The organism is Thermosynechococcus sp. Uc (assembly GCF_029335995.1).
GTDB lineage: Bacteria > Cyanobacteriota > Cyanobacteriia > Thermosynechococcales > Thermosynechococcaceae > Thermosynechococcus.
This window is the reverse complement of the sequence record NZ_JARJMS020000029.1, coordinates 19434-29992: the sequence shown is the minus strand read 5'-3', so window position 1 is coordinate 29992 and position 10559 is coordinate 19434. Positions and strand designations below refer to the sequence as shown.

The window sequence follows — 10559 nt, the reverse complement described above, 5'->3', positions numbered from 1 at the left end:
CCACCCCCCCCCCCCCCCCCCCCCCCCACTTTCCCGCCTCCTGATTGTGGTTTTCGGGGTGTTGGGTGGTGTGGGATATTTGAATCTCCCCCAGGTTTCCGCACTCCACTGCCCACCCCGGGCGGCCGGGGGGGCCCGGTGCGAGTATCCTCAATGGCAATCTCTTTGTCGGTCGGGATGGAGCTGCCGGCGAGTTGGGGTTGATTACCCTCGACTACAATGGCCCTCCCTGCAATAGCGGCAATCGCGGTTCCCTGGAACAACACGTTTCCGCCCAAGCCCTGCGGCGGCGGTGGGGCTGTGAACCCCATGAGATGGCAGAGCGTGCCACCAATGGCGACCCTGAGGCGATCGCCCTCTGGCAAAGCTATGGTCGTGAATTGGCTGCTGGCATTGCCAGCTTGGTGTATGTCCTTACCCCAGAAGCGGTGATTATTGGTGGGGGAATTAGTGCTGCCAGTGATCTCTTTTTTCCCGCGATGATTGCTGAATTGGAAGAGCGAGTATTGCCCACCTCCCGCAATCACCTCCACTGCTTGCGAGCGACCCTTGGAAATCAGGCGGGCATGGTCGGTGCAGCCAAACTAGCGTGGACATATGTCAAAGATCATCTGTGAGGCATAGGTGATTGAGCATTAGTTCGGCGCGTTCCAAGTTGGCAATCACGCCATCACCCAGTGGCTGCATGGTCACTACATTGCGCGGCATCTGACCTAGCATTCGCTTGCTTTAGTCCCAACGGCAAGGAGGTTTTCCTGTTTTAGTCAATAGCAACAACGGGGGGTTCCCTTAAAACTCCGCCCCATCTCAAGCAGGCTATTGATTGACAGCATCTTCTTCATCAGGGTCACTCAAGGCCATGCCATTGGCTTCACGACGAAAGGTTTGCCGCTGTTGCTGGGTGACTTCGATACCGACGGCGATCGCTTCCTTGAGCCTTTCTAATGTGGCTTGCCAGCGCTCTTGAGTGGTTTCTGAGAGGCGATCGCGATGTTGCTCAAAACTGGCAGTAATGTCTTCGAGCAGTTCGGGTAAAGCCTCAGCAGATTTGCGCAGCAGTTGTCGAGTTTCCTTACCAGAGCGGGGAGCCATCAGCAGCCCTACAACTGTACCGATCGCGCCTCCTAGCAGCAAACCACCCCAAAAGGCACCACCGCCACCCTGTTGCTGACTCATCGCTTTCTCCTTCGTAGGCGGACACCATACCGCCCTATCCAGCTTACCAAGGTTAAAAACAGACGGACACGGCGCTGTTGCCGACGCCATTTAGGCAATTGCGATCGCAAGCCTGCAACTCCCCGTTGGCCGATGATAATTACTTCAGGGGCACCACCTAAGACCCTATGGGTACTCCGCTCGGCATCCAGTAGAGCACGGGACACCCCCCGTAGAATTTGCCGCAGTTTTACCAACTGCCAAGCCAACCACAGAGAAATCAGCGCAATCAGGCAATTGCAGCCAATTACAATCCAGACCATTCGTGGCGTAGGGGACATTGAGCTTCGGTATTACCGGTTCATCTTTTCATAGATTGCCACAGGGGAGGGTGATCTGCGGCTGAGTAGACTAAGAGTTGAGGATATTCAACGTGTGGTGAAATTGCTGCCAAAACGACAACGTCAGCGACAGATATGGCCTTGGCCAGTGTCGCTATTGCTGGCTGTGCTGATTGTTGGCGGTGGGTTAGCCAGTTGGTACCACTGGCGATCGCCCTCTTTAAGACCGCTTTACACACTCACGGTGGAGGCACCCCCCCAAGGTCTGCAAGAGCTAAAGCAGTGGGCACAGTCTTCAGACCCCCTCAGGCGCGATCGCGCCCGCTATCTTTTGGCCGTAGAAAGCCTGAGTCAAAAGAATCCCCAGTCTAGTCTCCAGTGGCTCCAAGGCCTTGAACAGACTTACCGGCCAATGGCTGCCCCCATTCTTTTACTGCGGGCTGAGGCCTATCGCCAACAGGGAGACAACCGCAAGGCCAAGCAAGTGTGGGAACAGTTGCTGCGGGACTATGGCAACGAACCTGAAGCGGCAGTGGCGCTTTTGAGCTTGAACCAACCGCAACTGGCGATCGCTCGCTTTCCCCGCCATCCTGCCGTCATTAACTACGTGGCGGAACAGTTAGCGAAAAATCCCGATCAAGTGCCCTACCTGAAGCTGGTGGCACGATACGGTCTTTTCCTTAAGGCCTACGGCACCTACCTTGAAATTTTGCGCCAGCGCTACGCCGATCAACTGACGCCAGCCGACTGGGAAGCAATTGCTTTTGGCTATTGGGAGAAAATGCAGTATGCCCCCGCCGCAGCCGCCTATGCCAAGGCACCGCCAACGCCTTTGCATCTTTATCGGGTGGGACGGGGACGGCAACTGAGTGGGGATATCCCTGGGGCGATCGCTGCCTATCAGACGCTAGTTAAACGCTTTCCCCAGAGTTCAGAAGCTGCCCTAGCCCAACTGCGCCTTGCCCGTTTGGCTAAAACTGCGGCAGAGCGTCTCCCTTTGCTAGCGAAGTGTCTTCAGTTAGCGACCCAAAATCAAGCGCCGGCGATCGCTGCCGATGCCCTCTTGGCACAGTATGAAAACTACAAAGAACTGGGGAATACTAAGGGAGCACAACAGAGCCAACAACAACTCCTGAAGACCTATCCCCAAAGTGGTGCCGCAGCGGAACTGCGCTGGCAACTGGCTCAAGGGGCTGCCCAAAAATGGCAGTGGTCTCAGGCACAACGGTGGGTTAGTGAAATTCTCAAATTCAATGCCGACAGTGAGCTGGCGCCGCGAGCGGCCTTTTGGCAGGGAAAATGGCAGGGGGAAGCAGGACAACCCCAAGCTCAACGCCAAACTTGGCAGTTACTGATAGAGCGCTATCCCTACACCTACTATGCTTGGCGGGCAGCCAGTCTGCTCAAAAAGCCAGTGGGCACATTGACAACTCTGCGGCAACAGCGTCCTTCAGTGACACGCGATCGCCAACCCCTCCTCCCCTTAGCTACGGGTAGTTCAACCCTGCGGGAACTGTATCTCCTGCGGCAATCACAGGAGGCTTGGCAGCGCTGGCAGTGGGAATTTGAAAATCGGGTGCAACCCACAGCGGCAGAGCAACTGACCGATGGCCTTATTCGCCTAGGGGTAGGGGAATACCTCGATGGCATCTTCATGCTGCAAAACTTATTTACGCGGGCTGCCAATGAACCTGAAGTGGCCACCTTTTTTGCCCCCCTTCGCCGCGATGTTCGCTTTTGGTATGCCCTCTACCCCCTGCCCTACTGGGCGTTGGTGCAAAAGTGGTCACTGGCGCGCAACTTAAATCCTCTGCTGGTGATGGCTTTGATTCGCCAAGAGTCTCGCTTTGAAAAGGACATTCGCTCAGTGGCAGGGGCAACGGGGTTAATGCAGCTCATGCCCGAAACCGCTGCTTGGATTGCCAAAAAGTTGAACCTAGACAGCTATTCGCTTGTGGATGCGGAGGATAATATCCGCTTGGGCACTTGGTACTTTGACTACACCCACAATCAATACCATCAAAACACCCTCTTGGCTTTGGCAAGCTATAATGCGGGGCCTGGAAACGTCAATCGCTGGTTAGAGCGGTTCGATATTAACGATCCCGATCGCTTTATCGAATCCATTCCTTTTCCTGAGACCTATGACTATGTCAAGAATGTCTTAGAAAACTATTGGAATTACTGGCAACTCTATGCCCAGCCCTAGGAAAATGGTCTATTCTCTAGAGAAGGGTTGGGTTAAATCATGGATCAGGATATTCCTGTTGCGGAGCGGCTACAACCAATCACGAAGGGCAAGGGAGAGCCTCGGCGAGGGGGACTGGCGATCGCCAGTGCAATTGTTCTTGTGGGTCTTGTCGGAGGGGGAGCAGCAGGGTTTCTCAATCGTCCCACTGCATTGCCAACGGCTCTAGAAACCAAGTCAACCCCGATGGCTACCCTAACGGAGAACCTACTGGGACATCTGCCCTACACCGAAGCACCCCTCTCAGAACTTGAACCGGTAACTGCCGATGGTCAAATCAAGCTACGACGAGCGGCAGCAGAGCGGTTTCGAGCCATGGTGAGTGCGGCGCAGCAGGAGGGAGTGGTTCTGGTGCCTCTTTCGGGCTTTCGCTCCAAACAGGATCAGGACTATCTCTTTTTTGAGGTCAAGGAGCAGCGGGCACAACGCACAACTGAGCGGGCATTGGTGAGTGCTCCCCCTGGCTATAGCGAACACCATACGGGCTATGCGGTGGATATTGGCGATGGCCACCGACCCGACACCCATCTTAAGGAGACCTTTGAGGACACACCGGCGTTTCAATGGTTGCAAAAAAATGCCGCCCGCTTTAGTTTTGAACTCTCGTTTCCCCGCAACAATCCCCAGGGCGTCAGCTATGAACCTTGGCACTGGCGCTTTGTTGGCGATCGCCACAGTTTGCAAACCTTCTACAGAGCACGACAACTGACACCGAGGAATTAGCCATGGAAGGATTTACCCCTCGTGCGGTTTTAGTGACAGGCGGCACCGGCGGACTGGGGCAGGGGGTAGTGCCCGTTCTCCTTGGCCACGGCTATACCCTCACCCTCCCCTACATTGATGCGGTTGCCCGTGCAGCCCTTGAAAAGCAATTGACGGCGGCGGAATTGGCCAATGTGCGGTTTGTGGCGGCGGATTTGAACAATGAAAGTGAAGTGGCAGCCCTAGTGGAGCGAATGCCGCAATTGGATGCGGTGGTTCACTTGGTGGGCGGCTTTAGTATGGGGGCAACGGCGCAATTTGCCCTCAGTGACTGGCAGCAGAGTTTTCGCCTCAATGTGGAGACCACCTTCTTGGTGTGTAAGCATGCCCTCAAACGCATGCAGGCTCAGCGGTACGGGCGCATTGTGACCATTGGCTCCCGCGGTGCGGTTGAACCCGCAGCGGAACTGGCTGCCTATTGTGCCGCCAAAGCAGCAGTGGTGGCCCTGACGCGGGCAATCGCAGCTGAAACCAAAGGCCAGAACATCACCGCCAATGTGATCCTCCCTAGCATTATTGATACCCCCGCCAATCGAGCGGCAATGGGGTCAGCGCAAGCAGCCAACTGGGTGAGTCCAGCAGCCATTGGCGAACTGATTGCCTATCTCATTTCCGAAGGAGGAGCGGCCATCAGTGGGGCGGTGATTCCTATTTATGGCAATGCCTAGAGCAAATTGCAATGCTCTTTATCATTTTGTTGATTTTTCTTTGTATGCTCACCAATATCTTCACGGAGGTGCTCATTTTAGCTCCCCTAGAGGTGTTGCGCTCCATTCATATTCCCGCAATTGTCCTTTGGGGCGGTCTGATCCTCCTCTTGGCATGGCTCATAGGAGACTAAGGAGACTAAAGCACTACAGAACCGTTTGGCTAAATTCGGCAATTTGGGCAGCTGCCACTTCTAAACAGGGGCGATCGCGCACTAGGGCAAAGCGCACATAGCCCTCTCCCCCTTGACCAAACCCCGATCCGGGCGTCGCTGCAATCCCAGTGGCTTTGACCAGCGCTTGACAAAAGCCAAGGGAATCCCGCCGCCAAGGCTCAGGGAGGGGAGCCCATACATACATCGTCGCCGCAGGCAGGGGCACCGGCCAACCGTGATCGCCGAGGGCTTGAACAAACACATCGCGCCGCTGGCGAAAGATCTGCCGCGTTTGCTGGACACTGGTTTGATCTCCCGTGAGGGCGGCAATGGCACCCCGCAGGATGCCGGCGTACTGGTTAAAGTCAATGACCGACTTAATTTGGCGCAGCGCCGCAATCACGTCGGCACGGCCAATGGCAAAGCCAATGCGAAACCCGCCCATATTGTAGGACTTGGAGAGGCTATAGAATTCAATGCTCACTTGGCGATCGCGATCCACTTCAAAGATCGAGGGTGCTCGCTCTGCGTCAAAGACCAGATCAACGTAGGGGAAATCGTGTACCAGCAGGAGGCCGTGGCGATCGCAAAACTCCACCGCTGTCTTAAAAAACTCAAGGGGAGCAATGGCCGTAGTGGGATTGTGGGGATAGCTGAGAATCAACAGTTTTGCCTGCTCTCGCACCGTCAGGGGAATGGCCTCTAAATCCGGCAAAAAGTGATTTTCTGCCCGCAAGCGCAATGGATAGAGTTGCCCCCCCGCAAGATATACACCCCCCACATGGGAGGGATACCCCGGATCGAGCACCAGCGCATACTCTTGGGGGTTCATCACCGCAAGGGGCAAGTGTGCCGTCCCCTCCTGGGAACCAATCAGCGTCAGCACTTCCCGCTCTGGATCTACCCTGAGGCCAAAGCGGCGTTCAAACCAAGTGGCCACCGCTTGGCGAAAGGCCGCCGTACTGGCAAAGAGTTGATAGCCATAGGTACTGGCATCGCGTACCGAGGCTTCAATGGCCGCCAAAATGTGATCTGCGACGGGTAAATCCGCAGAGCCGAGGGAGAGATCCACAATGGGTTGCCCTGTGGCTGCCACAGCTGCCTTAGCCCGATCCATGGCATCGAAGACATTGTTTTGAAAGTACCGCAGGCGATCGGCCAACCTCATGCTGCTACCTCCACATCACTGGAAAGCAGTGCCTCCACAAATTCAAAACTGGAAAAGGGGCGCAAATCCTTAATGCCCTCGCCAGCACCAATGAAGCGAATGGGCAGGCCTAATTCCTGTACCACCGCCAAAGCTACCCCTCCCTTGGCCGTCCCGTCCAACTTGGTGAGAATGACGCCAGTGAGTTGCGCCGCTTCCGCAAAGACCTGCGCTTGGCGCAAGCCATTTTGACCAAGGGTGGCATCCAGAACCAGCAGGGATTCAATTTGGGCATCGCCAGCCTTTTTATCAATGATGCGGCGGATTTTCTTGAGTTCCTCCATGAGGTTGGCTTTGTTTTGCAAGCGGCCAGCGGTATCCACTAGCAGCAGTTCTGTCCCTCTAGCTTGGGCAGCACCAATGGCATCAAAAACAACGGCAGCAGGATCGGTATTTTTGCCGGGGTTGGCAATCACCTCCACATTGGAGCGCTGTCCCCAAATTTTCACCTGTTCCGTGGCTGCTGCCCGAAAGGTATCTGCCGCGGCAATCAAACAGCGATAGCCTGAGTGGGTGGCAATGTGCGCCAGTTTACCAATGGTAGTAGTTTTGCCGACACCGTTGACACCGGCAATCAACCAGATATTCAGCACGCCTTTTTTCGGGGCAAAGTCGCGGCGGTAGCCTTGTTGAAAGGGGCGATCAAGAATGTCCCGCAGAATCTCCTTCAGGTAGGCGATCGCCTGATCGGCAGGGAGGGTTTCTTGGCGAATTTTTGTTTGCAGTGCTGCAATGATCTGATCTGTGGCCTTGACTCCCACATCCGACTGCAACAGCAGCATCTCAATTTCTTCGACCGCATCCCGACTCAGGGGGCCTTGACCCACAATCGCCCGCAGTTGATTCACGAGTCCACGACGAGTTTTGCCCAGGCCTTGGCGCAGGCGTTGCAACCAAGTAATTTCCTCAATATCCACCTCCTCTGGCCGCCGCCCTTGGGCTGCTAGCACCTCCGCTGACCACAAAAAGCCCTCATTGAGAACAAGGGGGGGATTCGGTTCTACAGGTTCAGCTTCCCCAACAGGCTGGACAGGGGCAGAGTCAGTCACGGCAGTCTTTTCAGACTCTTCAGAAACGGAAACGGGGCTATCAGCCGGCGTCTTTTGGCTTGCTTCAGGGGGTTCAACGGTTGCGGCGCTTTCCGATTGCTGTCGTGCCTGAATAGATTGGAGTGCTGTTTTTGCCCAGTTGAGGATACTGGGGGCAGCGGTGGACTCAGTTGTGGGTTCTGTAGATTCTGGAGGTGGCGATTCCGTTGGGGTTTCTGCTGCAGGCGATGGCTCTTCACCACTGCTGCCAAACTTGCGTCGAAACCAATTAAAAACCATGCCCTATCCTTTGTCCGACTGAACTTGCCTATTGTCCAGAATAGCCTTGATTCTCTTCTAAAAAGGCTTGCAAGCGATCGCCCAGCCTGCGGCTCAAGGCAGGATGACACACCACTAAAGGCGGCCAGTGTTGCACATCGGCGCGATTGTAGCGGGGCAACTCGCCATTGGCATAGGTAAAGGCACCCCCTGCCTCCTGCATGATGAGATCTGGTGCGGCCAAATCCCAGTCCTTGGGGGCACTGCGGCCTGTGAGATTGACGTACAGATCTGCATCCCCTTGGCAAATACTTGCTGTTTTGCAGCCCATACTCCCCATCGGAATTTGCTGTATGCCCCCCAATGTACTTAAAAAGGCTTGGAGGCGCTCTCCGCTGTGGCTCCGACTCATGACCACCCGCAACGGCCGCCCCTCATTGGGCGGCTGAACCCGCAGTTGTCTAGAAGCCCAGCGTGTCTCTCGATAGGTGCCTGCGCCGGCAATGGCGGTGTAGATGACCTCCTGCTCTGGCCAGGCAACGGCAGCTAAACAGGGGCGATGTTCATGAACCAGGGCAACGTGAATGGCATACTCCCCCGTTTGTTGCAGAAAGTCGTAGGTGCCGTCGAGGGGGTCAATGATCCACTGGTAGGGCTGAGGCAACGGCTGCCCTGGGGTGTAGGTTTCTTCTGTCAAATAGCCAAACTGGGAGGCGGGAAAATGTCTTTGGAGGGCATGGCGCAAAAAGGCATCAATCGTTTGATCCGCCAGGGTAACGGGATCACCGCCTTTGTCCTGCACCGTTAGCTCTTGCCCTTGGCGGTAAAACTGGCGCAGTTGCTCAAGGGCCTGCCACAGAATTGGGCGCAGCGTTGCAAGAGTCTTCTCAAGATCAAGGGCGGGGGACATGGTTTTAAGCTGCCTCAAAGGAAAGACCGCGGGGAATCGCGGCAATTAATCTGCGGGTATAGTCGTGCTGTGGCTGTTGGTAAACGGCTTGCGCCTCACCCATTTCCACAATTTCGCCATTGTACATAACCATGAGGCGATCGCTCATGAATTTGACCACACTGAGGTCGTGGGAAATAAAGAGGTACGTTAGTTGAAACTCCCGCTGCAGTTCCTTAAGCAAATTGAGCACTTGGGCCTGCACTGATACATCCAAAGCCGATACGGCCTCATCACAAACGACAAACTCTGGATTCAAGGCCAAGGCACGGGCAATACAAATTCGCTGCCGCTGCCCCCCCGAAAACTCATGGGGATAGCGATGCTGGGCTTGGGGGTCAATGCCCACCCGTTCCAGAAGGTAGGACACCCGCTCCTGGCGCTGACGCTGAGATTGATGGCGGTAGTGAAGCCACAGCGGTTCTGCCACCAACTCGCCAACGGTCATCCGTGGATCCAAAGAACTGTAGGGGTCTTGGAAAATGAGTTGCATCCGTTGCCGTAGGGGACGTAATTGGCGGGGGGAAAGATGACTAATGTCGCGATCGCCAAAAAAAATCTTGCCCTGAGCGGGTTCCAGTAGGCGCAACAGGGTGCGGCCTAGGGTGGTTTTGCCGCAACCCGACTCCCCCACCAAGCCAAGGGTCTCCCCTGCACGAATCGTAAACGAGACATCTCTAACGGCGGTAACAAAGCGCTGTGTTCCTGCCACGGGATACTTCACCCAGAGGTGTTCAACCCGCACCAACGGCGGTTGATGCGCCAAATGGACAAGACGCTCCTGCTGCTGCGCTGGAGAAATCACTTCTAAGCGGGGGGGTGTTGCCCCTAGAAAATCAGCCACCGTGGGCAAAATAGCCAACTGGCAATCCAAGCGGGGACGGCAGGCCAATAGCCCCTTGGTATAGGGATGTTGGGGGTAGCGAAACACCTCCTCCACTGTTCCCGCTTCAACAATTTGCCCTTGGTACATGACAATGACCCGATCGGCCAACTCCCCAACAAGATTGAGATCATGGGTTACAAAAATCAATGACAAATGATACTGTTGCCGTAGCTCCCGCAGAAGCCGCAGGATGGCCGCCTGCACGGTGACATCGAGGGCAGTGGTTGGTTCATCGGCAATTAAAAGCACTGGCGAGGCCGCCATCGCCATGGCAATCATCACCCGCTGGATTTGTCCGCCGGATAGTTGGTGTGGATAGCGCTTGAGAAAGCGTTTTTTGGCCTCCAGGGGGTCTTCGGGCTTGAGGAGCTGAACCTGCTCAAGCAGGGCGATCGCCCGCTGTTGAACTGACAGCCGTGGCAGTTGCTGTTGCGGATCAATGGCCTCCGCCAGTTGAAAGCCAATGGAATAGACGGGATTGAGGGAACTCATTGGCTCTTGAAACACCATACTGATTTGCCGTCCTCGAATCTGTTGCATTTGGCGAGGGGGACAGCGCAGCAAGTCAATGGCTTCCCCTTCTGGTTGAAACCAAGCTTGGCCACAGCTAATGCGTGCCGGCGGCAACAGTAACTGCAGGAGAGCCAAACAGGTCACTGATTTACCGGAGCCTGACTCGCCGACAATGCCAAGGGTTTGACCCCGCTCAAGGCTAAAGGAAATCCCATCCACTGCCCGCTGGATCTGACCCGCTTGGCAAAAGTCAACGGTGAGTGCTTCAACACGCAAAAGGGGTGACGACATCGCAGGGCAAACCAACTCAGAATAATCCTAGAATAGAG

11 protein-coding genes and 1 pseudogene are annotated in these 10559 nt (G+C 55.5%); 5 read left to right on the top strand and 7 right to left on the bottom strand.

The features are described from left to right. Nucleotides 1-137: 137 nt before the first annotated feature. Nucleotides 138-617, top strand: a pseudogene (locus tag P3X23_RS03325) (ROK family protein); the annotation flags it as partial. Here P3X23_RS03325 and P3X23_RS11915 read toward each other — a convergent pair. The 3 genes from P3X23_RS11915 to P3X23_RS03315 form a co-directional block, all read right to left on the bottom strand. Then, on the bottom strand, nucleotides 601-687 hold the full coding sequence (locus P3X23_RS11915) for a hypothetical protein (RefSeq protein ID WP_367186496.1): 87 nt from the start codon (nucleotides 685-687) through the stop codon (nucleotides 601-603). The pseudogene P3X23_RS03325 and the gene P3X23_RS11915 overlap by 17 nt on opposite strands. A 129-nt stretch (nucleotides 688-816) precedes the next feature. Further along, the gene (locus P3X23_RS03320) at nucleotides 817-1176 is read right to left on the bottom strand and encodes a YtxH domain-containing protein (RefSeq protein WP_300873129.1); all 360 of its coding nucleotides are present in this window, start codon (nucleotides 1174-1176) and stop codon (nucleotides 817-819) included. Then, complete coding sequence (locus tag P3X23_RS03315; protein ID WP_300873127.1) at nucleotides 1173-1496, bottom strand: hypothetical protein; 324 nt, start codon at nucleotides 1494-1496, stop codon at nucleotides 1173-1175. The genes P3X23_RS03320 and P3X23_RS03315 overlap by 4 nt, the downstream gene beginning before the upstream one ends. A 94-nt stretch (nucleotides 1497-1590) precedes the next feature. Between P3X23_RS03315 and P3X23_RS03310 the strand changes: the two genes are divergently transcribed. From P3X23_RS03310 to P3X23_RS03295, 4 genes are read left to right on the top strand one after another with little or no spacing between them, the layout of a single operon-like run. Then, nucleotides 1591-3705, top strand: coding sequence for a transglycosylase SLT domain-containing protein (locus tag P3X23_RS03310; protein ID WP_300873125.1), 2115 nt, complete (start codon nucleotides 1591-1593; stop codon nucleotides 3703-3705). 39 nt (nucleotides 3706-3744) lie between these two features. Next, on the top strand, nucleotides 3745-4467 hold the full coding sequence (locus P3X23_RS03305; RefSeq protein ID WP_300873122.1) for a M15 family metallopeptidase: 723 nt from the start codon (nucleotides 3745-3747) through the stop codon (nucleotides 4465-4467). A gap of 2 nt (nucleotides 4468-4469) precedes the next feature. After that, nucleotides 4470-5174: a 3-oxoacyl-ACP reductase FabG gene (gene fabG / locus P3X23_RS03300; protein ID WP_300873120.1), complete on the top strand. Its 705-nt coding sequence runs from the start codon at nucleotides 4470-4472 to the stop codon at nucleotides 5172-5174. Between the two features lie 11 nt (nucleotides 5175-5185). Continuing rightward, entirely contained in the window at nucleotides 5186-5347 is a 162-nt protein-coding gene (locus P3X23_RS03295; protein ID WP_300873119.1) for a hypothetical protein, read from the top strand. Between the two features lie 13 nt (nucleotides 5348-5360). On the opposite strand, the gene P3X23_RS03290 is transcribed toward P3X23_RS03295, so the two are convergent. From P3X23_RS03290 to P3X23_RS03275, 4 genes are read right to left on the bottom strand one after another with little or no spacing between them, the layout of a single operon-like run. Further along, nucleotides 5361-6536 carry an LL-diaminopimelate aminotransferase gene (locus P3X23_RS03290; RefSeq protein ID WP_300873118.1) on the bottom strand — a complete coding sequence of 392 codons (1176 nt, stop codon included), beginning with the start codon at nucleotides 6534-6536 and terminating at the stop codon, nucleotides 5361-5363. After that, nucleotides 6533-7903: a signal recognition particle-docking protein FtsY gene (gene ftsY, locus P3X23_RS03285; RefSeq protein ID WP_300873116.1), complete on the bottom strand. Its 1371-nt coding sequence runs from the start codon at nucleotides 7901-7903 to the stop codon at nucleotides 6533-6535. The genes P3X23_RS03290 and ftsY overlap by 4 nt, the downstream gene beginning before the upstream one ends. A 28-nt stretch (nucleotides 7904-7931) precedes the next feature. Continuing rightward, nucleotides 7932-8792, bottom strand: coding sequence for a 3'(2'),5'-bisphosphate nucleotidase CysQ (locus tag P3X23_RS03280; RefSeq protein WP_300873114.1), 861 nt, complete (start codon nucleotides 8790-8792; stop codon nucleotides 7932-7934). A gap of 4 nt (nucleotides 8793-8796) precedes the next feature. Next, nucleotides 8797-10521, bottom strand: a complete 1725-nt coding sequence (locus P3X23_RS03275; RefSeq protein ID WP_300873112.1) for an ABC transporter ATP-binding protein — start codon at nucleotides 10519-10521, stop codon at nucleotides 8797-8799. Nucleotides 10522-10559 lie beyond the last annotated feature (38 nt).